Annotated in this window: 21 protein-coding genes and 1 pseudogene; 16 read left to right on the top strand and 6 right to left on the bottom strand. The window is 58.9% G+C overall.

Annotated elements, in window-relative coordinates; all coding sequences use genetic code 11:
* Window positions 1-211: 211 nt before the first annotated feature.
* The gene (locus ROO76_23445) at window positions 212-1,798 is read right to left on the bottom strand and encodes an FAD-dependent thymidylate synthase (GenBank protein MDT8071123.1); all 1,587 of its coding nucleotides are present in this window, start codon (window positions 1,796-1,798) and stop codon (window positions 212-214) included.
* An 89-nt stretch (window positions 1,799-1,887) separates the two neighbouring features.
* Here ROO76_23445 and selA point away from each other — a divergent pair, with 89 nt between their 5' ends.
* From selA to ROO76_23410, 7 genes are all read left to right on the top strand, one after another.
* Window positions 1,888-3,375: an L-seryl-tRNA(Sec) selenium transferase gene (gene selA, locus ROO76_23440; GenBank protein MDT8071122.1), complete on the top strand. Its 1,488-nt coding sequence runs from the start codon at window positions 1,888-1,890 to the stop codon at window positions 3,373-3,375.
* A complete protein-coding gene (locus tag ROO76_23435) occupies window positions 3,375-3,905 on the top strand; it encodes a DUF488 domain-containing protein (protein MDT8071121.1) in 531 nt (176 codons plus the stop codon). The genes selA and ROO76_23435 overlap by 1 nt, the downstream gene beginning before the upstream one ends.
* A gap of 28 nt (window positions 3,906-3,933) precedes the next feature.
* Window positions 3,934-4,311 (top strand): holo-[acyl-carrier-protein] synthase, encoded by a 378-nt coding sequence (locus tag ROO76_23430; GenBank protein MDT8071120.1) that lies wholly within the window; start codon window positions 3,934-3,936, stop codon window positions 4,309-4,311.
* Between the two features lie 7 nt (window positions 4,312-4,318).
* A complete protein-coding gene (locus ROO76_23425) occupies window positions 4,319-6,748 on the top strand; it encodes a hypothetical protein (protein ID MDT8071119.1) in 2,430 nt (809 codons plus the stop codon).
* Between the two features lie 52 nt (window positions 6,749-6,800).
* On the top strand, window positions 6,801-7,874 hold the full coding sequence (locus tag ROO76_23420; protein ID MDT8071118.1) for an MlaD family protein: 1,074 nt from the start codon (window positions 6,801-6,803) through the stop codon (window positions 7,872-7,874).
* A 170-nt stretch (window positions 7,875-8,044) separates the two neighbouring features.
* Window positions 8,045-10,084, top strand: coding sequence for a M13 family metallopeptidase (locus ROO76_23415; protein MDT8071117.1), 2,040 nt, complete (start codon window positions 8,045-8,047; stop codon window positions 10,082-10,084).
* Window positions 10,085-10,287: 203 nt separating this feature from the next.
* On the top strand, window positions 10,288-12,006 hold the full coding sequence (locus ROO76_23410; protein ID MDT8071116.1) for an ATP-dependent DNA ligase: 1,719 nt from the start codon (window positions 10,288-10,290) through the stop codon (window positions 12,004-12,006).
* Between the two features lie 73 nt (window positions 12,007-12,079).
* On the opposite strand, the pseudogene ROO76_23405 reads toward ROO76_23410, so the two are convergent.
* A pseudogene (locus ROO76_23405) lies at window positions 12,080-12,247 on the bottom strand (DUF6496 domain-containing protein).
* 22 nt (window positions 12,248-12,269) lie between these two features.
* Here ROO76_23405 and ROO76_23400 point away from each other — a divergent pair.
* Window positions 12,270-13,088 carry a hypothetical protein gene (locus ROO76_23400; protein ID MDT8071115.1) on the top strand — a complete coding sequence of 273 codons (819 nt, stop codon included), beginning with the start codon at window positions 12,270-12,272 and terminating at the stop codon, window positions 13,086-13,088.
* Window positions 13,089-13,174: 86 nt separating this feature from the next.
* Here the strand turns inward: ROO76_23400 and clpB are convergent, their stop codons facing one another.
* Together clpB and ROO76_23390 are read right to left on the bottom strand one after the other, a co-directional pair.
* Window positions 13,175-15,799, bottom strand: coding sequence for an ATP-dependent chaperone ClpB (gene clpB / locus ROO76_23395; protein MDT8071114.1), 2,625 nt, complete (start codon window positions 15,797-15,799; stop codon window positions 13,175-13,177).
* 149 nt (window positions 15,800-15,948) lie between these two features.
* A complete protein-coding gene (locus ROO76_23390) occupies window positions 15,949-16,422 on the bottom strand; it encodes an Hsp20/alpha crystallin family protein (GenBank protein MDT8071113.1) in 474 nt (157 codons plus the stop codon).
* A gap of 267 nt (window positions 16,423-16,689) precedes the next feature.
* On the opposite strand from ROO76_23390, the gene ROO76_23385 reads away from it, so the two are divergent.
* The gene (locus tag ROO76_23385) at window positions 16,690-16,824 is read left to right on the top strand and encodes a hypothetical protein (protein MDT8071112.1); all 135 of its coding nucleotides are present in this window, start codon (window positions 16,690-16,692) and stop codon (window positions 16,822-16,824) included.
* 7 nt (window positions 16,825-16,831) lie between these two features.
* On the opposite strand, the gene ROO76_23380 is transcribed toward ROO76_23385, so the two are convergent.
* Window positions 16,832-17,314, bottom strand: a complete 483-nt coding sequence (locus tag ROO76_23380; GenBank protein ID MDT8071111.1) for a hypothetical protein — start codon at window positions 17,312-17,314, stop codon at window positions 16,832-16,834.
* A 15-nt stretch (window positions 17,315-17,329) separates the two neighbouring features.
* Window positions 17,330-17,788: a hypothetical protein gene (locus ROO76_23375; protein MDT8071110.1), complete on the bottom strand. Its 459-nt coding sequence runs from the start codon at window positions 17,786-17,788 to the stop codon at window positions 17,330-17,332.
* 53 nt (window positions 17,789-17,841) lie between these two features.
* On the opposite strand from ROO76_23375, the gene ROO76_23370 reads away from it, so the two are divergent.
* The 7 genes from ROO76_23370 (at window position 17,842) to ROO76_23340 (ending at window position 23,126) form a co-directional block, all read left to right on the top strand.
* On the top strand, window positions 17,842-18,282 hold the full coding sequence (locus ROO76_23370; GenBank protein MDT8071109.1) for a 23S rRNA (pseudouridine(1915)-N(3))-methyltransferase RlmH: 441 nt from the start codon (window positions 17,842-17,844) through the stop codon (window positions 18,280-18,282).
* Between the two features lie 122 nt (window positions 18,283-18,404).
* Entirely contained in the window at window positions 18,405-18,941 is a 537-nt protein-coding gene (gene cobO, locus ROO76_23365) for a cob(I)yrinic acid a,c-diamide adenosyltransferase (GenBank protein MDT8071108.1), read from the top strand.
* A 61-nt stretch (window positions 18,942-19,002) separates the two neighbouring features.
* Complete coding sequence (accD, locus tag ROO76_23360; protein ID MDT8071107.1) at window positions 19,003-19,848, top strand: acetyl-CoA carboxylase, carboxyltransferase subunit beta; 846 nt, start codon at window positions 19,003-19,005, stop codon at window positions 19,846-19,848.
* A 152-nt stretch (window positions 19,849-20,000) separates the two neighbouring features.
* On the top strand, window positions 20,001-20,561 hold the full coding sequence (locus ROO76_23355) for a rubrerythrin family protein (GenBank protein MDT8071106.1): 561 nt from the start codon (window positions 20,001-20,003) through the stop codon (window positions 20,559-20,561).
* Between the two features lie 186 nt (window positions 20,562-20,747).
* Window positions 20,748-22,052, top strand: a complete 1,305-nt coding sequence (locus ROO76_23350; protein MDT8071105.1) for a folylpolyglutamate synthase/dihydrofolate synthase family protein — start codon at window positions 20,748-20,750, stop codon at window positions 22,050-22,052.
* A 108-nt stretch (window positions 22,053-22,160) separates the two neighbouring features.
* The gene (locus tag ROO76_23345; GenBank protein ID MDT8071104.1) at window positions 22,161-22,661 is read left to right on the top strand and encodes a helix-turn-helix domain-containing protein; all 501 of its coding nucleotides are present in this window, start codon (window positions 22,161-22,163) and stop codon (window positions 22,659-22,661) included.
* 63 nt (window positions 22,662-22,724) lie between these two features.
* Entirely contained in the window at window positions 22,725-23,126 is a 402-nt protein-coding gene (locus ROO76_23340; GenBank protein ID MDT8071103.1) for a VOC family protein, read from the top strand.
* Window positions 23,127-23,158: the final 32 nt, after the last annotated feature.

Raw genomic sequence — 23,158 nt, 5'->3', positions numbered from 1 at the left:
ACCCCATATCTGCCGCTTTTGGCAGATGTGGATCTTTTCTCAACCGTCTCATTAAGCGAAACACCCCGCTGCAATGCGGCGCAAGGGAATTCGTCCTCAATTTCCCACTTCGGGAGTGATCGGCTTCGCTCAGTATACATTGATTCTTTGGTTAGGCGAATAAAAAGCGAATCTATGTTGATCGTTCGTGTTCGTGCCCTTAGTGGTTTGCCTATCTCTGTAGCAAGTCCACAGGCGCGTGAATGTCATGTACCCGGAAGTATTTCGCCAACCCTGGATACCGCTTCGCCGCCGCCTCGTACATCTCCCAGGCGACTTTCCTGTAGGACCAGTGCCCCGCCGGCGTCGTCCGCAATTCGCTGATGTAAACCACCTCGGCAAAATCCATCTTAAACAGAGTGCGTTTCCGGTATGCGAGCGGAATGAGGTACTGCGTGTCTTCGATCTCCGTGCCTTCGCGTCCCTGCAACGCCAACGCCAGCTCATGAGCGACATCGCTCGCCCGGCGCATTGTCGCCGCATACCTCGCCCCGTGCCCGGCATCCGCAATCTCCTGCGGCGTATCAAAGCCATGCGCGAAGCAGTACGCCTGCCCAATCTGCACGCAACGCCGGTGCCGATGCATATCCCTATACCCGCCTATATCCATCAGGATGTCGAAGCGGAATTTCTGCCCCGCCGCGAAATCGCGCAGCAACTCGTCATGCTTCCCGCGATGCCGCATTCCGAGATCGATGATTTCCGCCCGCCGAGCCTCGGTCAGTCCCTCCACCACCCGCCGAATCTGCCGGTAGGGATAGTGCGAGTGCTCGTACAGCAGCGTCGTCGCGATCTCGACCACCAGGGGATCATCTTCGAGCAGGTCAACCGAGGGCGCAGCCTCTATCTCCACCCCGCCCATCAACTCCTGCGCCGCCTGTCGCAGTTCCTTCCGCGTCGCGATCTCGTACTGGTTCGCCTCCGCGTACTTCACAAGCGTAGGCGAAGCCTTTACTTCCCGCATCAATTGCGACTCCGCCAGCATCCCCAGCGACTCATCCTTCGCGCGAATTGCCTCCACCAGCGTCCGAAACGCCTCCTGGTTAACGTTGTAGCTCGGCGCCCGTGCCGCTTCTTTCATCTTGGCGCCCAGTTCACGAACCTCGGCGTGCGTGTGCGACAGCAACCGCGCCACCTGCGTCTCCAGCGTGCGCGCGTTCACGATCTGGCCCAGTGACGTATTCGTCGCCAGCGGCAGCATGTAACGCGTAATATCGAACGCCCGCGCCCGCAGCGTCCGCTCGTACGACTCCTGCTTCATGTCTTCTGGCTTTGGCGTGCGCGATACCAGATGCTGAAACATCAGCTCGGAAAATTCCCGGTACTCCGAAAACAGGAACTCAATCGTCTCTCTGTATCGCCTTACCAGCGCCGCATCGTCACCGAACTTCGGCACGTGGTACCCGCTCTTCTTGAAATCCTGGTACCGCGTCGAGCGTTCCTGCCCATCCCAGCGCTGCTCGTCCACCACGATCGTCGCGGCCAGCAGCGAAAGCCTCTCGATGGCCATCGCAATGTGCGCCAGGTCGGCGATCGAACGGTGGCCATACTGGAAGTAGAACGTGTTGAGGAACTTCTCGGCCTTCTGCTCGTTCAGCTCGCGCAGAGACTCCTTCATCGACAACGACGAACGCGAGTACTTCGCCATGGCATACGCCTGCACCTCGGGGTCGACCCCGTGCACGACGAAAACATCCGTTCCAATGCTGGCGTTTTCAGAAACAGCGGGCGGAGGCAGAGTGGAATTCGCGGAAGACATGGGATACGAATCGTACTGCCATAGGCTGTGGAAAGGAAAGGATAGAAGAAACGGAATTTTCCGTGCCCCACATCTGCCGCAGTTAGCAGATGTGGGTCTGTTTCTGGGCTCGACCAACACAGACTTCAACCCAATTCCGTCCTCAGATGTATCATTTCCCGGTGCCATCCGCGTCCAAAGCCGACCTCTTCCGCAAGCTCCCGTCCGTAGACGAGCTTCTCCGCTGGGAATCTCTCGCGAGCCTTGTTGAGCGGGAGGGCCGCTCGGCGACTACGCAGGCAGCGCGCGAAGTGCTCGACCACATCCGCTCGGAAATCGCCGCCAGCCACCTGGATGCCCACGCGCTCGATTACGCGCTTGCCGGTCTCGCCGACGCCGTCGAGCGCCAACTTCACTCCGCGTTGGCCTACTCCTTGCGTCCGGTAATCAACGCCACGGGCGTCATCCTGCACACGAACCTCGGCCGTGCGCCTTTGACGCCCACCGCTCTCGACCATGCCCGCGAAGTCTCGACCACCTACTCCAACCTCGAGTTCGATCTCGAGCAGGGCGAGCGCGGGAAGCGGGACGCGCACACTGGCAAGCTTTTCGAGCGACTCTTCGCCGCACATGTCGATCGGCCGCTCTCGACCATCGTCGTCAACAACAACGCCGCCGCCGTCATGCTCGGCCTCAACACGCTTGCCGAGGGGGGAGAAGTCATCGTCTCGCGCGGCGAACTGGTCGAGATTGGCGGATCCTTCCGCATCCCCGACGTCATGGCGAAGTCGCAGGCTACCCTGCGCGAAGTCGGAACAACGAACCGCACCCGCATCGCCGACTACGAGCGCGCCATTACCGACCACACCCGTCTGCTCCTCAAAGTCCACCGCTCCAATTTCCAGATCGTCGGCTTCGCCGAGGAGCCCACGCTCGAAGAACTGGTCGCGCTCGGCCGCAAGCACAACCTGCCCGTCATGGAAGACCTCGGCAGCGGCGCCCTCATGGATATGCGGGCGGTCGGCATCGCCGGCGAGCCCACCGTCTATGAAAGCCTGCGCGACGGCGTCGACGTCGTTACCTACAGCGGCGACAAGATGCTCGGCGGCCCTCAATCCGGCATCCTCACCGGCACTCCCGAGACGATCGCGCGCATCCGCTCCAACCCCATGTTCCGCGCCCTGCGCGTCGACAAACTCATCTACGCCGCGCTCGAAGCCACCCTCGTTGCCTACGTCAAGCAGAATCTCGACGCCATTCCCGCGCTCCGCATGATGCGCCAATCGCGCGAGGACATTACCGTCCGCGCCGGAGCCATGTACGACCGCCTGCGTTTACAGCCGAAGCTTCAGGTCGAACTGATCTCCGGCGAATCCGTCATTGGTGGGGGCGCTGCCCCCGGCTCCAAGCTCCCGACAACCCTGCTCGCCCTCACTTGCACCGGCAGCAGTGCCGCCCAATTGAACGATGCTCTTCGCGCCAACCAGCCGCCCATCATCGCCCGCGTGGAAGAAGGACGCGTCCTCATCGACTTGCGCACCGTATTTCCCGAGCAGGAGAATACCGTCGCATCGGCGCTTGAGCGCATCTCCCGTTAGTGGCCACCATCTACACCATCGGACACTCCACCCGCTCTCTCGCCGAGCTCATCGAAGCTCTCCAGGCGCACGGCATCAAGACTCTCGTCGATATCCGCGCGTTCCCCATGTCGCGCCGCCATCCGCATTTCAATCGCGAGAACCTCGAACAGGAGTTGCCGAAAGCCGGCATCGAGTACGTTTGGAAGAAAGACCTCGGCGGACACCGAAAGAAGCAGTTGGAGAACTCCCCCAACACGGCCCTGCGCAACGACTCCTTCCGCAACTACGCCGACTACATGCTCACGCCGCAGTTCCAGGCCGCTGCTGCCGAGGTTCGTCAACTCGCCGAGGGCCAGCCTACCGCCATTATGTGTGCCGAGCGCGTGTGGTTCCACTGCCATCGCATGATGGTTTCCGATTACTACACCGCCCACGGCGACACGGTCGAGCACATCGACGCCACTGGCCCGACGCGCCGCCACACGCTCATGAAGGAAGCGCATGTCGTCGACGGCAAGCTTCTCTACAATGCAGGACAGTTGTTCTGAGGCCCTTCGTCATTTAGTCTTACCGTCGATGATCGTCGGCATGGGAGTAGACATCGCCGAAGTTCCGCGCGTGCAGGCCGCCATCGAGCGTTACGGCGCGCGCTTTCTCAACCGCGTCTTTACCCCTGCTGAGATCCGTTACTGCGAGTCCAAGGCTAACAAGTACGAACGCTTCGCCGCGCGCTTTGCTGCCAAGGAAGCGGCCTTGAAAGCCATAGGCACGGGCTGGAAGCGCGGGGTAACGTGGCAAGATGTCGAGGTTGTTCGTCTGCCTTCGGGCAAGCCCACGATGGATTTTCACGGCAAGGCCGCGGAGTTTGCAAAACGGCTCGGTATGAAGTCCGCATCCGTCTCCCTTTCGCACACGGAGCAGATCGCCATCGCACAAGTCATTCTCGAGAATTAGGTCCCACATGAATCAACAATCCACGCTGCGACAAGGAAGCGTACGCCTGCTGGCCGGAGTCGCGCTCGTAAGCTTCTCCGCTCTTCTTCTTGAACTATCACTGACGCGTCTGTTCTCCGTCGTGCTCTTCTACCATTTCGCATTTCTCGCGATCTCGATCGCTCTGCTTGGTCTCGGCGCCGGCGGAGTCTTCGCCTTCGTGCGTCGCGCATGGCTCACGCGCTTCGAGAGCCGCCACATTGCCGCCGTCTGCTGTCTTGCCGGTTCGTTGCTGACTTTGGTCGTTCTCGAAATCGTGCTGCACAGCAGCGTCAGTCTCGACATTTCAACGGGCAATTTCTTTCGGCTGACGATTGTCTATCTGGCCTCGGCGTGTCCGTTCTTCTGCTGTGGTGTGCTGCTTTCGGTCATTTTCGCGAGGATGTCGTCTTCGATCCCACGCCTCTACGGTGCCGACCTGACTGGCGGAGCTCTGGCGTGCCTGTTTACTGTTCCGGCCCTGAACTGGCTCGGCGGTCCGAATGCGATTCTCTGCTCCGCCTGGGCTCTGGCCGTCGCCGCCTCGCTCTGGAGCGACACTCCGCGCCTGCGTAATGCCGGCCTTGCTCTCGCTGCCATTTTTGTCGCGCTCACTGCGATCAACCTTCACGGTCGTCTCTTCGACATCATTTACGCCAAGGGCATGTACCGCGATCCGAAGTACGTCGAATATTCCAAGTGGAACGCCATCTCGCGCGTCGAGGTCGATAACCAGGGCGGCTCTCCGGTTATCGTCATTGACGCCGACGCGACTACCTACATCCCGCATCCGGATCCCGCCAACGTTGAGAGGTGGAAACCGGGTCTGATGGCCGCTGTTCCCGGCGTAGTCAACGTCGTGCGGCCCACGGGGGACTTCGCCATTATCGGTCCGGGGGGCGGCGAGGACATCTTGCGTGCCCTCACCAACGGCAGCCAGAAGGTTGTCGGCGCTGAAATCAATCCTGCCATCGCCAACAACATCATGCGGGATCGCTTCGCGGCCTATTCGTACAACCTTTACACCCGGCCGCAGGTGCACATCCACGTCAGCGATGGCCGGACTTTCATTCGCCAGAGCCACGACAAGTTTGACGTCATCCAGATGACGCTAGTCGATACCTGGGCCTCGACCGCCGCCGGCGCCTTCGCCCTCAGCGAGAACAATCTCTACACGGAAGAAGCGTTCCGAGAGTACTTTGACCATCTCAAACCGGACGGAATGATTGCCATCACGCGCTGGGAGTTCAAGAGCCCACGCGAAGCGCTGCGCGTGGTCGCCAACGCCATGGCCGTCCTGCAGGATCTCGGGGTTCGGGACATCACGAAGCACTTCATCATCGTCAGCGATGGTGAATTGAACGAGGACGGACGGCCAGTGTTGGTGCTGGCTAAGAAATCCGCATTCACGCAGGAGGAAGAACGCCGCGTGTTCGTGCACATCCAGAACAACAAGAACCTGCACCTCATCTACTCGCCCTCCGATCGGTCGCGTCCGGCCGGTGTTAATCCGGTTGATCCTCACCTGCGCTGGAATCCTTTTACGGCCATGATTGTGAGCCGCGATCCGGTCGGGTTCGCGCAGAAATACCAGTACAACGTGAGCCCGGTGACAGATGACGCGCCCTTCTTCTTTTTCACTCTCAAGCTGAAACAACTCTTCACACATTCTCCACTGCAGAAGGGGATCGACTGGAAAGTCAACCTTGGCGTCCTCGTTCTGCTGATTCTTCTCGCGCTCTCGGTAGTCGCCGTCCTTGCTTTCCTATTGCTCCCGCTCGCGCTGCACGCGCCGGCCAAAGGCGAGAGCCCATGGCGCCTGCTCTACTTCATCGCCATCGGGCTCGGCTACATCCTTGTCGAGATCACGCTGATCCAGCGCTTCGTCCTGTTCCTCGGCCACCCAGTGTATGCGCTCACGGTCGTAGTCTTCCTGATGCTGCTGTCGTCTGGAATCGGCAGCCTGGTTTCGCGCCGCTGGGTTCCCAACCCGTATCGTGTGTGGTGGGTCGCACTGGTGATTGCCGCACTGGCTCTCGGTTACGTGGCTCTGCTCCCGACTATTTTCCACGGCGCCATTGGATTCCCATTCGCACTCAAATTGTTCATCAGCGGCGCATTGCTTATTCCCTTGGGATTCCTTATGGGAATGCCGTTTCCAACTGGCCTCCGCGCTATGGCGCCCGAGGCGAAAGGCATCTCCGACGCGGAACTGGGTTCTGCCGCTGACGGCAGCCGCGTCGAATGGGCATGGGCGCTGAATGCTTCATCCAGTGTGCTCGGCTCTGTCCTCGCGATGTTCATTGCCATTCAGTGGGGCCTTCATGCCACGTTGATCTTGGCAGCGGTTTGCTATGCGCTGGCGGGACTCCTCAGCCGGGCATTCCGTGCTGCACCGCTGGCCCGCCGGGGCAGCTAAGTGACTGTCGGCTAAGCATCTGTTATGATTCGGTGCTTGCAGCGGGGGGAAGGTGCCGAGCGAAAAAGAACTTAGATGGTCGCAGCTAAAGGTCGGCTTGACCGTGATTGTTGCGTCCATTGTGCTGGGTATTCTTATCTTCCTCATGACCGGCACTACCGGACTATTCAGCCCCAAGATCACCATCTACTCCTATGTGGACAATGCCAACGGGTTGCGGAAAGGAGCTCCCGTCCGGTTGCAGGGCGTTGATATTGGGAACGTGGCCGGTATCCAGGTCGTTCCCGAGAAATCGCCGACGCCAGTCCAGATCCAGATGAGCGTGAACACCAAGTACCAGAGCTTCCTGCGCGCCGATTCTCGCGTGGAACTCAGCACCGCAGGTGTCCTCGGTGAAACTTTCGTCGACATCGACAGTCGTGCTGCCGCTGGTGGCGAAGTCAAGAACGGAGCGGTGTTGCAGGCGGAGGCTGTGCCCGACCTTCAGGATGTCGTGCGCGCCAGCCAGGGAACTCTCCAGAATGTAGATACTCTCCTGAAGCGCGCCGATCGCATCATGAGCGCCGTGGAAAGCGGGCAAGGTTCCGTTGGCAAGCTGATCTACGACAAGCAGCTCTACGCGAACCTCAACGACGCCGTTCGCCAGGTGCAGGTTATCCTCGCTGATATCAACAACGGCAAGGGCACCATTGGTAAGCTCCTCAAAGACGAGACGATGTACACGAAGCTGAACAGCTCAATCGATAGGTTGAACAGCACGATGGATAGCATTAACTCGGGCCAGGGCACGCTCGGCAAACTGGTGAAGGATCCAACGCTTTACAACAACGCAAACCAGACCCTCGCAAAAGCCAACGAACTGATGACCAACATCAACGAAGGCAAGGGTGCTCTCGGTAAGTTTGCGCACGACGAAGAGTTCGCCAGGAAGCTGGATACGACCATTACGAATCTCAACAACATCGTCGCGCGTCTGAATGCCGGCGAAGGTAGCGCAGGCGCACTCCTCAAGAATCCCTCACTCTACAACAACGCCGACCAGATGTTGCTTGAGTCCCGCAACCTGATCAAGGCCATTCGAGAGAATCCTAAGAAATACCTCACCATTCGCCTGCGCGTGTTCTGATTTGTGCTCCCGACCGCCCCTAAATTATTGCGCGTTCTTTTCCGAAGCTGCTAACCTTTTCCCCGCGAGTACGTCTACACAGGTCTCCAACCTTTACGCCGGGCTGGTCGGCTGTCCCGATGTGGAGTCCGCATTGCACGCAAAATCCAAGTCAGCTTTTAGAGGAAACTATGCGCTCTTGGTTTGTTCTTCCAGCAGTTCTGCTTTTATCGACCGTGCTTTTCGCGCAGACCGCGAATGAAACCCCGAAGGCTCCGGTCAGCTTCGACAAGTCGGCATTTGATACCAGCGTCAATCCCTGTCAGGATTTCTACCAGTTCGCCTGTGGCGGATGGCGCAAAGCCAATCCTATTCCCGCGGATAAGTCCCGTTGGGGCCGTTTCAACGAACTCGACGAGTACAACCAGAGCGTCTTGCACGGCATTCTAGAAAAGGCGGCCGCTCCCGGAAAGCATGATGCCATTGAAAGCAAGGTCGGCGACTTCTACGCCGCCTGCATGGATGAGAAGCGAGCGGACGAACTCGGTGCCAAGCCCATCCAGCCCCAGTTGGACGAGGTCGCGAAAATCTCCAACACCAAGCAACTCATGCTGACGATCGCCAGCCTGCAAAACCAATCTGTTTCGGCGCTATTCCGGTTCGGTGTCGGCGTCGATCAGCACAACGCGACCAAGCACCTCGCCGATGTCGACCAGGGCGGGCTGACGCTTCCCGATCGCGACTACTACCTCAAAGAAGATCCGAAGTCGGTCGAGACCCGCGAAAAGTATCTGGCGCACGTTCAGAAGATGTTCGAACTGCTCGGCGAAAGCGCCGATCAGGCATCCAAAGATTCAAAGACGGTGATGGATATAGAGACCCAGCTCGCCAAGGCTGCCATGGATCGCGTGATGCGTCGCGACCCCAAGAACAGCGATCACATCGTTCCCGTCTCTGAATTGTTGAGTACCGCACCGAACTTCGACTTCGCCGAGTACTTCCCGGCCACTGGTGTCGCAAAATTCGATCGCGTCAACATCAGCAACCCCGAGTTCTTCAAGGCCGTAAACCCGCTCATAACCAGCATCCCACTGAACGACTGGAAGACCTATCTGCGCTGGAAGGTTCTCAACGCCTCCGCGTCCTGGCTCTCCAAGCCATTCTTCGACGAGAGCTTCGAATTTGGTGGCCGGTACATGAGCGGCGCGAAGGAACCAGAAGTCCGCTGGAAGCGCTGCACTCGCCTCACCGATCGCAGCCTCGGCGAAGCACTCGGTCGCATCTACGTCGATCAGACCTTTGGTCCCGAGGGCAAGGCACGCACTCTGAAGATGGTGAACGCCATCGAGCACCAGATGAACAACGACATTCACAACATCGACTGGATGGGCCCTGAGACGAAGAAAAAAGCTCTCGAGAAACTCCAGGCCGTGATGAACAAGATAGGCTATCCCGATCACTGGAAGGACTACAGCAGCGTTAACGTCACGCGAACCGATCTTCTCGGAAACATTCGCCGTGCAAGCAAGTTTGAAATCGACCGCAATCACAACAAGCTCAACAAGCCGGTCGATCGCACCGAATGGGGCATGACGCCTCCGACCGTTAACGCCTACTACAGTCCCAGCCAGAACAACATCAACTTCCCGGCTGGTATTCTGCAGCCTCCCTTCTTCAGCAAATTGACTGATGACGCCGTGAACCTTGGCGGCATCGGCGTCGTGATCGGCCACGAACTGACTCACGGTTTCGACGATCAGGGCCGCAAGTTCGACGCCCAGGGCAATCTCACTGATTGGTGGACCGCTGCAGACGCCAAGGCCTATGACGAGCGTTCGCAGTGCATCGCCGATGAGTACAGCAACTTCGTGGCCGTGAAGGACGACAAGGGCGAAGTAAAGCTCAACGGCAAGCTAACGCTGGGCGAAAACACCGCGGATAACGGCGGACTGCACCTGGCCTACCTGGCTCTGCAGGAAATCATGGGCGACAAGATGAATATTCCGATCGACGGCTACACGCCCGCGCAGCGATTCTTCATCGGCTACGCCCAGATCTGGTGCCAGAACCAGACCGACCAGATCGCACGCCAGTTGGCCATCGTCGATCCACACTCACCCGGCAAGTACCGCGTGAACGGCGTCGTCCAGAACTCTCCGGAGTTCGAGAAGGCCTTCAGCTGTAAGGCCGGCGACCCCATGGTCTCGGGGAAGCCCTGCCGCGTCTGGTAAGAGAACTCAACGAGTTGCTGTTTTTATGGGAGGCCTACCCGGCCTCCCATTTTTCTCGTCCTGAACGCAGCGAAGGATCCCTCTAGGCACGATGCTCCCCGCTTCTCTTGGTCTTCCCCGGCATCAAACCAGTGCTTCTGTTAAGCTTCTCAGCCGAGAATAGGGTTTCGCTTGGCTGAGCAGCTGAGTAGCTGAGCAGCTTTATGGACACCTTCGCCGCAACCTGCGAGGCCGCAGCCGCCACCACGAAGAAGACGGAGAAGACGCGCATCGTCGCGGACTATCTCCGTTCGCTTGGTCCCACGACCGCTCCCCGCGCGGCACAATTTCTCGCTGGCCAGGTCTTCCCCGTCTGGGAGGAGCGCACGCTGCAACTTGGGGGTGCGCAACTCTGGCGCGCTATTGCGGCCATCACCGGCAAGAGCGAGCGCGAACTCTCCGCGACCTACCGCCGTTACGGCGATCTCGGATCAGCCGCAGCAGATGTCCTCCGGGGCATCGCCCCAAAGTTAAGCGAACTCTCGATCGCCGATCTGGAAGCCGTTTTTGACAACCTTGCGTCTGCTCGCGACACGGTGGCCCGGATGGCTGAACTTCAGGAGATACTCTCTCGTCTCAGTCCGCTCGGCGCCAAGTACTTCGTCAAGCTCATCACCGGCGATATGCGCATCGGACTCAAGGAGAGCCTCGTTGAAGAAGCCGTTGCGAAGGCGTGGGGGCGCTCCATTGAGCAAGTGCAGCGCGCTAACATGCTGCTCGGCGATCTTGCGGAAACTACGCGCCTTGCAATTGAGAACCGCCTGTCCGAAGCACGCCTGCGCCTCTTTCACCCCATCGGCTTCATGCTCGCCAGCCCCGCCGCAGACTCCGCAGAGGCTTTCGAGTATTTCGAGCACGCACGTGTCGAAGACAAGTACGATGGTATTCGCGCCCAGGCACACACCGTCGATCAGCGCGTCCGAATCTTCTCGCGGACGCGTGACGATATCACCGAGTCGTTCCCGGAACTCGTTCCATGGCTCGCGGCACTTCCCCGAAGTGCCGTTCTCGATGGCGAAATTCTAGCCTGGGACTTCGACGAACCCGGCGGCCGCGCTCTCCCGTTCTCGTCACTGCAAAAACGCCTGGGACGCAAACGCGTCAGTCGTACGCTCCTGCGCGATATCCCTGTCGCCTACGTTGTCTTCGACGTCCTGCATCTCGGTGGAGAACTCATCATCGACGAAACTCTACGCGTACGCAACGAACGCCTGAACTTGCTCTTCGCAACGCCACTCGTCCCCGCAACTGGCGAGCACGCCGGCGATCGTCAGAGCCCGCTTTTCGCGGAAGAGAACCCGCACGACTCTCCTCGTGTCCTGCGGGCGCCGGCATGGGAAGCAAATTCTCCTGCAGAACTCGACCGCCTCTTTGAACAAGCCCAGGCCCGTGGCAACGAAGGGCTGATGATCAAGGACCTGAACTCGCCGTATCTCCCCGGCCGGCGCGGACGCTCGTGGCTCAAGCTCAAGCGGGAACTCGCCACTCTCGACGTCATTGTTACGGCCGTCGAGTACGGTCATGGGAAGCGCGCCAAGGTTCTCAGCGACTACACCTTCGCAGTGCGCGACGGACATCGTCTCCGCAACGTCGGCAAGGCTTACACGGGACTCACCGACGTCGAGATCGCCAAAATGACCCAGTGGTTCCTCGCTCACACCCTTACCGATCACGGATGGGTGCGCGAGGTGGAGCCGAAGATTGTTCTCGAAGTGGCGTTCAATGCCGTGATGGAATCCGACCGTCACGACAGCGGTTATGCGCTTCGCTTCCCACGCATAGTCCGCCTTCGGGATGACAAGTCTGCTGACGAAATCGATACCATTGATCGCGTGCGCGAAATCTTCGAGCGCCAGAAACGTCGGGGATCCGCAGCAAGCTGAGTTCCTGCAAACAAATTAATGGTCAAATGCAAACGCCACGACCGCAGCCGTGGCGTGAACTGACAAACGTTGCTTAGGCCGCGCGCTTACGTGGCGGAACCTTGTCACCTTCGCGCCGGGCTTCGCTGAGGCCGATCGCGATGGCCTGCTTGCGGCTCTTCACCTTTTTGCCGCTTCGGCCCGAGCGAAGCTTGCCACGTTTGAACTCGTGCATCTCCTCCCCGACCTTCTGCTGAGCCTTACGCCCATACTTTCTCCCCGAGTTGCGGCGTCCGCGGCTCGAACTGCCGCTTCGCGAGGAACTGCGACGCGACCGCGAAGAACTGGGACGAGCGGTTGCCGACTTTGTTTCGCGATGCGACTTGCTGCGTCGGCCGGAACTTGTGCTGCGGCGCGATTTCGAGCTACGACTCGATCGCGAACGCGAAGAGGACGAGCGTGAAGACGACGAACTTTTACCGCGCGACCTCGATGTGGATCTGCGAGTAGCCATAGTGTCTAGCCTCCTACACATCAGACGACAGAGTGCGCATGCGGGTTGCGTTCCAGATGCAGGAGGTTGTATCGAACAAGAACGTGGAACATCGAATGAAGTATCCCCTGATGGGAAAATCGCGGATCAAAAGAGCGGACTTTTCATGTTCGGCGAAATTGAAAAGCGTGTAGACGGTCGGCCTGCGGGTATCGCGGCGATTGCTCTGGTTCTTCTCGCGTACGCTACGGTCGCCGCCGGTTATGGACTCCTCCTTGGATCGGGGCGCGTGGCCATGTCGAGCGGAGCGTGGCTCATCGGCGGCGGACTCGAAATCATGGGGCCGTGGATCTTCGCCATTTACGCCGCGCTTTATGCCGGCTGCGCCCTCGGCCTGTGGCGACTGGAGAAGTGGGCTCTGCGATTGGCGTCGTTGTTGCTGTTGTGGGAACTGCTGCAGGTGACACCCGCAATTTCCTCGGCGGTCGCCGATTCACGACTGTATGCGATTGCTCGGGAGGGGCTCCAGATTGTGTGGCGGGTGATGGCGCTACGCTATTTATGGTCGCAACCGACGCGCGAAGCGTTTCAGCCGGGGCGATCCTCGTGAGGCCCGCGATTCCAATAAAGTGGCCCACCCTGGCAGAGGCCAGGATGGGCTGACATCGACGCCATTGGCCCAGTCCGGGGCCAGGGTTACTTCTTCACTTCGGCGACTTCGTGTCGCTCGACGCGGAACTCCATCGTGCCGGACTTCCCTGCATCGACCACCACGTGATCGCCGTGCAGCACTTCCCCGTCGAGGATCTTCAGCGCCAGCGGGTCCTGGATGAGCCGCTGTATTGCCCGCTTCAGCGGACGCGCTCCATAGTTCATGTCGTATCCCTGCGTGAAGAGCAGGCGCTTGGCCGCGTCGGTCAACTCGATGGAAATCTTGCGATCCGCAAGCAAGCGGCGCAGGTCTTCCAGCCGCAACTCGACAATCTTCGAGAGCTGCTCCATTCCGAGTGGGTTGAAGAGCACGATGTCGTCCACACGGTTCAGGAACTCCGGTTTGAAGTGCGCCTGGAGCGCCTCCATGACTTGCGTGCGAGCCTGCTCGAAACCTTCGGGTGTGCGCAGTGCGTCCGCTTGCAGGTACGCCGATCCGATGTTCGACGTCATGATGATGACCGTGTTCTTGAAGTCGACGGTCCGGCCCTTGCCGTCGGTCAAACGGCCGTCATCCATGATCTGCAGGAAGACGTTGAAGACGTCGGGATGGGCCTTCTCGATCTCGTCGAAGAGCACGACGGAATACGGGCGACGGCGCACCGCCTCGGTCAACTGCCCACCTTCTTCGTAGCCAACGTATCCCGGAGGCGCGCCGATCAACCTAGATACGGCGTGTTTCTCCATGTACTCGGACATGTCAATGCGTACCATGGCGTGCTCGTCGTCGAACAGGAACTCGGCAAGCGCGCGCGCCAGCTCGGTTTTTCCGACTCCGGTGGGTCCGAGGAAAATGAAGGAGCCGATCGGGCGGCGCGGATCACTGAGACCCGCACGCGAGCGGCGAATCGCGTTGGACACGCGTTCGATCGCGGTGTCCTGCCCAACCACGCGCTGGCGCAGGCGCGATTCCATCTCGATGAGCTTTTTGACCTCGCCTTCGAGCATCTTCGAGACCGGGATGCCGGTCCACTTGGAGATGATTCGCGCGATGTCTTCTTCGTCGACCTCCTCTTTCAACATGCGCGCCTGCTTGGTGTCGGCTTGAGCACTGAGCTTGTCAAGCTCAGCCTGCGTCTTGCGCAACTCGTCGTACTCAATCCGAGAGGCTCGCTCGTACTCACCCTGGCGGGCCGCTTTCTGCGCCTCGAGCTTGAGCTGCTCGATCTTCTCTTTCAACTCGCGAACGCGGGAGATGGATTCCTTCTCCTGCTTCCAACGCGCTTTGAGAGCGTTGGAGCGCTCGCGAATGCCGGCCAGTTCCCTGTCGACAATAGCCAAACGTTCCTTCGAGTTCGGATCGTCCTCTTTTTTCAGCGCCTGGCGCTCGATCTCGAGCTGCGTCGCGCGGCGTTCGAGTTCGTCGATTTCGGTCGGCATTGAGTCGATCTGGATGCGCAGCGATGCGGCGGCTTCATCGACCAGGTCGATCGCCTTGTCGGGAAGAAATCGGTCGCTGATGTAGCGGTGCGACAGTGTAGCGGCTGCCACGATTGCCGAGTCCTTGATGCGGACACCGTGATGGACCTCGTACTTCTCTTTCAGGCCGCGGAGAATCGCGATCGTATCCTCCACACTGGGCTCGCCGACGTAGACGATCTGGAAACGGCGTTCGAGGGCCGCGTCTTTCTCGATGTACTTGCGATATTCGTTCAGCGTGGTGGCGCCGATAGCACGCAGTTCACCGCGCGCGAGCGCCGGCTTCAGCATGTTGCTGGCGTCGATGGCGCCTTCGGCGGCTCCAGCGCCTACCAGCGTATGCAGTTCGTCGATGAACAGGATGATCTGTCCTTCGGATTCTTCAATCTCCTTGAGGACGGCCTTGAGGCGGTCTTCGAATTCGCCGCGGTACTTTGCGCCTGCGAGCATTGCGCCCAGGTCGAGCGAGATCAGTCGCTTGTTTTTGAGCTGCTCCGGGACGTCGCCGGAGACGATGCGCTGCGCGAGACCTTCGACAATGGCGGTTTTACCGACACCCGGCTCGCCGATCAGCACGGGGTTGTTCTTCGTACGGCGCGACAAAACCTGCATGACGCGACGGACTTCGTCGTCGCGACCGATGACAGGATCGAGTTTGCTGCGACGCGCCAGTTCCGTAAGGTCGCGCGCGTAGCGCTGCAGGGCCTGGTACTTCGCTTCCGGATTCTGGTCGGTGACAGTCTGGTTCCCGCGAATGGCGGTGAGCGCCTTGAGGATCGCATCAGAGTCGGCGCCCATGCCGGCGAGAATCGTTTGCGCAGCATCGTTCTTCAAGGCGGCGATGCCAAGCAGCAAATGCTCGGTCGAGACGTACTCGTCCTTGAAATTGGACGCGACCTTGAAGGCGCTGTCCAACAGGCGTGAGGTCTGGTCCGACATGGCTGGCTGCGCCGCGGCATTCGACAGCTTGGGCAGGCGTTCAATCTCGCGCATGGCGACCGACTGCAATGCCTGCGGCTGAATGCCGATCTTCTCCAGCAGTGGCGCGACAATGCCTTCGAGATCTTCCACAAGCGCAACGAGCACGTGCACCGGCATCAGCTCGGGATTGGCGTGCTCGGACGCGATTTCGCCTGCGCGCTGGACAGCCTCCTGCGCTTTAACCGTTAATTTGTCCCAACGAATGGGCATGTAGAACTCCTAGGTGCAAGATGCAGGATTCAATGTGCAAGAGAACTGAGATTTCATCTTGTGTCTTGAATCTTGGACCAAAAATTCAGGGAGACCCGAATCATCCGTCTCCCCTATTTCGATTCCGTAAATGGATGTTTCGCTAGCTGTTATTTCTTCGCTTCCAGAGTCTTGCCGGCGTTGACGTTCACCTTGATTTGCTTCGGCTTCGCTTCGGCTCGCTTGGCCAGCCTGATCTTCAGGACGCCTTTATCGTAATCGGCCTGAACATCCTCGGGGTTGACTGTCGCCGGGAGCGTGAACGAACGGGTGAAGCTGCCATAGCGGCGCTCCACGCGGTGGAAGTTCTCTTCCTTCTCGTCCTTTTCGAACTTGCGCTCGCCGCCAACCGTCAGCAGGTTGTTCTCAAGGCGAATGTCAATATCCTTCTCGTCGATTCCCGGCACTTCCAGACGTACCTGGATGCTGTTCTCGTCCTCGTACACATCAACCGGGGGAACGAATGCGCCGGTTAGCGCCTCGTCATGGGTGATTGCACCGAACTGATCGTTGAACAACCGGTTCATCCGGTCCTGCAGGGTGGCCATTTCGCGGAACGGTTCCCAACGGGTAATCATCGTCATAACTAACCTCCAATAGAGGGTATTTCTAAAGCCTCACAAGATGAGATGCTGCATTCAGTACAATAGGAGCATAAAATATGAGTGTAGTACTGTCAAGCACAATTATTACTTTTATTAACAATAGCTTAGACTTGATCTGCAGCTTCAGATTGACGCCCAAATTCCTAAATTGGAGCGGGTCGGATGGGTAGTGTGGACTTGTTCCTTATGTTGGCTTGATGCCCGGCGCTACAATATAGGTGTCCATCCGGATGCGCGGAGGTCGTTATGCATCCTCATCTTCCCCGCGGAGCACTGCGTTATTTGCTGATGGGCCTGCTGATTGCGGCCCTGATAGTTCTCTTCCCGGTTGTGGTGCAGTCGCAGCGAGAATCGGCGGAAGCCGCCTTTGCACTGCTGTAGATTGGGGCTACGAACCGCCAAACCCATGCGTCTTGAAGGCTTCGAGCTGATGCGGTTCCAGTTGCAGAATGACGTCGTCGAGCGTTTCAAGTTGGAATTCCGGGACTTGAATTCCCTGTGCGGCCGCCTGCCGCTGCATCGCCGTTTCCAACATTTTTTTTGCGAACTGAAGCGAGACCGTGTGTCTGGGAAGTGAGTCGAGGCGATCCTCGGGCCGGAGCAACTCCGCGGGAACTCCGCCGGCCTTGGAAACGAATTGCAATACTTGGGAGACAAAGTCGCGGTCGATGTTAGCTCCGGCGTAGTAACGGTTGTAGAACTCGTCAAAGGACATCGGGATCCTGCCGGCGAACGTCGGATCGATGGTGCCCGAAGCCGCGGTTTTAAGTGGCGCGTTCGCCGAAAGAACGATCGTCGACTGTTGCTGGCCGAGGCGGCGAAGAAGCCAAAAGAGGATCACTGCGCAAAGCGCCAGTAGCAGCCATTTCATGTATTTTCTCCGAAGTTATTGCGTCTGATGAAGCTGGCGATGATGTTCCTCGACGCGCATTGCCAGTGGGCCGAGCTTGCGAATGAAATCGTCGACGGTCTGAATATTCGGGTCGAAATACTGGCCTTGATTGGTAATCTGCGCGGTGCGCGTGGCCTTCACCATGATCTCGGCGAACTCGAGGACATGTTTCTTCAAGGAGCCTCTCGGGAAACTTTCGAGGGAATCCTCGGGCCGGATCAGCTTGTACTCGACGCCACTGGAGAGGGAAACGAATTCCAAAAGTTTGAAGACGACGGCTTCGGAGAGGCCGGAATCTTTGTAAAACTGCTCATAAAAGCTCTCGAACGGCATCCGTTCGCGTGAGTCCCAGACCGGCGGGGGTGGTGGCGACTGTTTTTCCATCATCATGCGTCGAACGATCGCCACGATGACGATCGCCAGGATCGTCCCCAGCATTACCAGCCATTTCATGGTTTCGGCCCCTTCTCGCGCGTAATATAACGCCATTCGGGACGGAGCGTAAGTTGAAACTGACGGTGGCATGGATAGGGAAATCGAAGGACGCAGCAATCGGCACGCTGACGGCCGAATACCTGAAACGCCTGCAACGCTACGTTTCGGTCGAAGGGAAGGAACTGGCCGACGAAACTGCACTCCCGAAGCTCACCTCTCGTCCGGGACGGACCGCGCCGGTACTGGTTCTGCTGGATTCGCGAGGGAAACAATTAAGGTCGGAGGAACTGGCTCAGTTTGTCCGCGATCATCGGGACCGCGGTTCGCAAGACCTGATCTTCGCCGTGGGTCCGGCAGATGGCTGGAGCGAGAACGGTCGCAAGCAAGCCGATGTCCTGCTTTCATTGGGGAAAATGACCCTGCCGCACGAACTCGCTCGCGTGGTTCTGGTCGAGCAGTTGTACCGCGCGTTCACCATCCTGGCAGGACACCCCTACCACGGGGGACACTAGGAATCCTGCCATTGGGCGATCGGGCGATCGAGCCATTGTGCCATTTTTCGATTGGCCCGTCGGCACGATGACTCGATTCGCGCGATTTGCTCGCGATTCCATTTACAATACTTAGTTCGCCTATGAACGACGTTCGCAAAGGCTTGATCATCGTTAACACGGGTCCGGGGAAGGGAAAGACCACGGCTGCCATGGGGACGGCTCTGCGCGCGGTGGGTAATGGCATGCGAGTCCTGATGCTGCAATTCCTCAAGGGCTCCTGGCATTATGGCGAACTCGATGCCGTGGCGGCGTTCGGCGATAAGTTCGTCATGAAGCAGATGGGCCGGGGTTTTGTGAAGGTAGGCGGCGCTGAGACTGACCCCGAGGACATCCGCCTGGTTGAGGAAGCTTGGGCCGAGGCCGAGCAGGCGATCCTGTCGGGCCAATGGGATCTGGTGATCCTGGACGAGATTAACTATGCCATCAGCTACAAGATGCTCGACCCGGAGCGGGTTGCCGAGGTTTTGCGCCGTAAGCCCGATATGGTGCACGTTATCTTGACGGGACGCAACGCGCACCCGACAATTGTTGATTTGGCGGACACCGTCACCGAAATGCGCGAGGTGAAGCACGCGTACCAGAAGGGAATTCTTGCGCAACGCGGCATTGAGTACTGATACTGCTACATCCTCCGCAGATCCCCAGCCGTATAGGGACTGAGAACTGAGAACTGCATTTATGACCTGGTTCAAGCGGCAATCCCAAGAGTTAGACACCTCAGGTGAGAAGAAGGTTAAAACCGAAGGCCTGTGGGTGAAATGCGACGGGTGCCGCCAGATCATCTGGAAGAAGGACCTGGAAGAGAATTTTAACGTCTGCCCGAAGTGCGACAAGCACTTCCGGGTTGACGCCCGCACCCGCCTCGCACAACTGTTCGATAACGGAGAGTACACCACCGAAGACACCAACCTCTCCTCGACCGACCCCCTGAAGTTCACGGATCTAAAACCTTACGCCTCACGCCTGAAAGCCGCCCAGGCCGCTACCGGCCTCAAAGACGCCATTGTTACCGGGCGCGGGAAGATCAATGGCCAGCCTGCCATCATTACAGCGATGGAATATCCGTTCATCGGTGGTTCGATGGGTGCTGTGGTTGGAGAGGTCATTACCCGCGCGGTTGAAAAGGCCACCCGGGAGCGCATTCCTCTGATCATCGTCTCGGCGTCGGGGGGCGCTCGCATGATGGAGGGCGTTATCAGCCTGATGACGCTGGCCAAAATCTCGGCGGCCCTGGCGCGCATGGACGATGCAGGTGTTCCGTACATCTCCGTCCTGACTGATCCAACGACCGGCGGCACGACTGCTTCCTTCGCCATGCTGGGTGACCTGAATATCGCCGAACCCGGGGCACTCATCGGTTTCGCCGGACCCCGCGTCATCGAGCAGACCATCCGCCAGAAACTGCCCGAAGGATTCCAGCGCAGTGAATTCCTGCTCCAGCACGGAATGCTGGATGCCGTCGTACACCGCCGTGATCTGAAGGATTACGTGGCGCGGGCGTTCGCTTTTATGGCCCCGAGATAGAAACGGCACTAGGTACTGGGTAACAGCACGACACTTTCATCACCCAGTACCCAGTACCCACTTTCGACTTCGATCACATTCTCCCGCATCCGTCATCACATCCAGCTACTGCGGCTCCTTCCTACAATTCTCGGCAAGTAGGAGGCACTCCTATGTCCAGCTCTACCGCCATTTCCAGTGAGACCACGCTCAAGAACCTGATCACTGCGTTTCAGGGTGAAAGCAACGCCTCGGCCAAATATGCAGCATTTGCGAAGAAAGCTGACGAGGAGGGTTATGGGCGGGTGGCGAGCCTCTTCCGTGCGGCATCTCGCGCCGAGCAGATTCACGCCGCGAATCATCTCCGCGTGATCGAGAAGATGGGTGGCAAGACGGTCGCCAAGATCGAACCCGTCCACATCGGCAACACCGCCGAGAACCTGAAAGTCGCCATCGCCGGTGAAGAGTACGAGCGCGACGTGATGTACCCGGGCTTCGTCAAGGAAGCCGAAGCGCAAGCCAACACCCTTGCGATCCGGACCTTCCAGTGGGCGCTCGAGGCGGAAGCCGAGCATGCCCGCATGTACACCGATGCCCTGAAGCACCTGGACAAGCAGCGCACGAAAACAGTCTTCTACGTGTGCATCGTCTGCGGCTACACCACCGACGACCAGGGCATGATGCGGTGCCCGGTCTGCAACACACCGCGAGAAAAATTCGAGAAGATCGAGTAGATTACCAGCCACAAAGGCACAAAGAACTAGTGGATGAATGACTAGTGCTCTTACCGCCCCACTTCCTTCGTGTCTTCGTGGTGAATTGTCGCATCGAGATAAAGGCTGTCATAATCCTATCCACCGATGTTGTCCTACCCTCAAGCCGTAGAACGCCTTCTCGAACTTGGCCACGAGCTGCACCAGATGCCGTCGCACAAGTTCGACCTCGCGCACATGCGCGTGCTCACCGAGGCGCTGGGGCATCCGGAGCACGCAGTTCCATCGGTCCTCATTGCGGGAACCAACGGTAAGGGCTCAACCGCTGCCACGCTGGCATCCATCCTTCACGCTGCGGGGTATAACGTCGGACTCTATACCTCGCCGCATCTCGTGCGGATCAATGAGCGCATCCGCATCAATGGTGAACCGATCGACGACGAACTATTCGCCGCTACCTACGACCACGTGCACCATGTAGCGGACCGACTCGTCGCGGAAAAGAAGTTGCCTTGGCATCCAAGCTTCTTTGAGACAGTCACCGCGATTGCCTTCGAGTGCTTCATGCGGCTCAAGGTTGATATTGCGGTGCTCGAGGTCGGGATGGGCGGCCGGTTGGACGCGACGAATATCACCGAACCGTTGCTATCCGTCGTCACTGACGTCGGTCTCGATCACCAGAAATTCCTCGGGGACACCATTGCCGCCATCGCTGCCGAAAAAGCGGGCATCATGCGGGCAGGGAAGCCGGCCATTACTTTGCCGCAGCATCCGCAGGCGAACCAGGTTCTTGGCGAGAAAATGATCGAGACCGGCGCGGTCCCGGTGAACGCAACGCGCAACGTGCCACCGGTGTCTCCGGGCTCGCAGGCTCTTTTCGACACCTCGGAACCCGGTCGCACGCGCTACATGCTCAGCGTGCTCGGAGAAGAGATCCTCATCGACACTGCGCTCGTCGGGCGACACCAGTTGCGCAATCTCGCGCTCGCCATCACTGCCGCGGAAGAACTGACAGGGCTCGGTTTCTCCATCACTCCGGCGCAGATCGCCGAAGGCATCAGCCAGACCCGTTGGCCCGGCCGGTTTCAATATGTGCCCGGGCAGGGGAATCGGCCGGAAATCATTCTCGACGTCGCCCACAACCCCGCCGGTGCGTGGGCCCTGCGCGGTGCACTCTCCGAGCGTTTCCTCGACCGGCCTCTGTATCTGGTCTTTGGCGCCATGCGCGATAAGGCCATCGACGAAATTGCCGGGATTCTTTTCCCGACTGCCGATGTGGTTGTGGCGACCCACACGGAACACAATCCGCGGTCCGCAACCACCGCCGAGATTCGCGCCGCCGGCGAGCGCAGTGGCGCTGAGATCATCGAGGTGCCGGTCGTCAAGGACGCAATCGCAAAGGCCAGCGAGGCGGCCACCCAACGTAAGCATCTCGCCGCGCCGGTGATCGTCGTGACCGGATCGATCTACATCGTCGGCGAAGCCATGGAATCGCTCGGGATAGTCCCCTAATCGCCCTCTGCCTGGATCCAGTCCCGTGCCCCGCATCTGCCCGCGGTGCGCAGATATGGGCACCGCGAAAATTACGTGGTCCAGTCACTTGCATTTAACAAGTAATATTTGCTATTGTTCTCCGCCGTGGCCGGAAAGCCGAAATCGAGACCGCGTTCCGGGTGTCCGGTCAGTATCGGCCTGGAGCGGTTCGGGGACCGGTGGTCATTGCTGATCATTCGCGACCTGATGGTTCGTGGTTACCGGACGTTCAAAGAGTTCCAGCAATCGGGTGAGGGAATCGCGACTAACATTCTGGCGGATCGACTGTGCCGGTTGGAAGACGCTGGGATCATTTCCCACGAGACTGATCCGGCGGACGGACGCCGCGTGAATTACCGCTTGACCGAGAAGGGCATTGATCTCGCTCCAGTGATGCTGGAATTGCTGGTGTGGGGGGCGCGTCACGAGAATACGGGCGCGCCTTGCGCAGTGATCGACCACATGGCGAGCCATCGCGAGGAGGTGCTCGCCGAAGTTCGGCGGCGGTGGCGGGAACGGGAGTCAACTCCATTCCTGCCGCCCTTTCAGCCAGACGGCAGGACCAGGAATACCAAACCTCAATCTTGATTGGCTCGATTTGGCCCCTCAAAACGTCGTTATTTATGACGTGAAATTTGCAAGGAGTAAGCCATGCAATTCGTTCCTTATCTCAGCTTCAATGGCAATTGCGAAGAGGCGTTTAAGTTCTACGAGCAGACCCTCGGCGGAGAGCTGCAGTCGATATTTCGGTATGAGGGAAGTCCAATGCAGGATCGCGTGCCTGCCGAGTATCGCCAGAAAGTGATGCACACGACGCTGAAGGTAGCTGACGGCGTTCTCATGGGCGCCGATGCTCCGCCGCCGTATTTCAGCCAGCCTGCGGGATTCTCGGTTTCAATCAGCTTCAAGGAACCCGCCGAAGCCGAGAGCAAGTTTGAAGCACTCAGTAAGGGCTCGAAGATCATGATGCCGATCCAGCAGACATTCTGGGCGCGCCGTTTTGGTATGCTGGTCGACCGGTTCGGCATACCGTGGATGGTCAGCTGCGAGTAAGACTGCATTAGAACGCGTGGGGCGTTCGATAG

This window comes from Terriglobia bacterium, from assembly GCA_032252755.1.
Classification (GTDB): domain Bacteria; phylum Acidobacteriota; class Terriglobia; order Terriglobales; family Acidobacteriaceae; genus JAVUPY01.
Note: the sequence above shows the minus strand (reverse complement) of the source record. Positions and strands in the feature narration are given on the sequence as shown.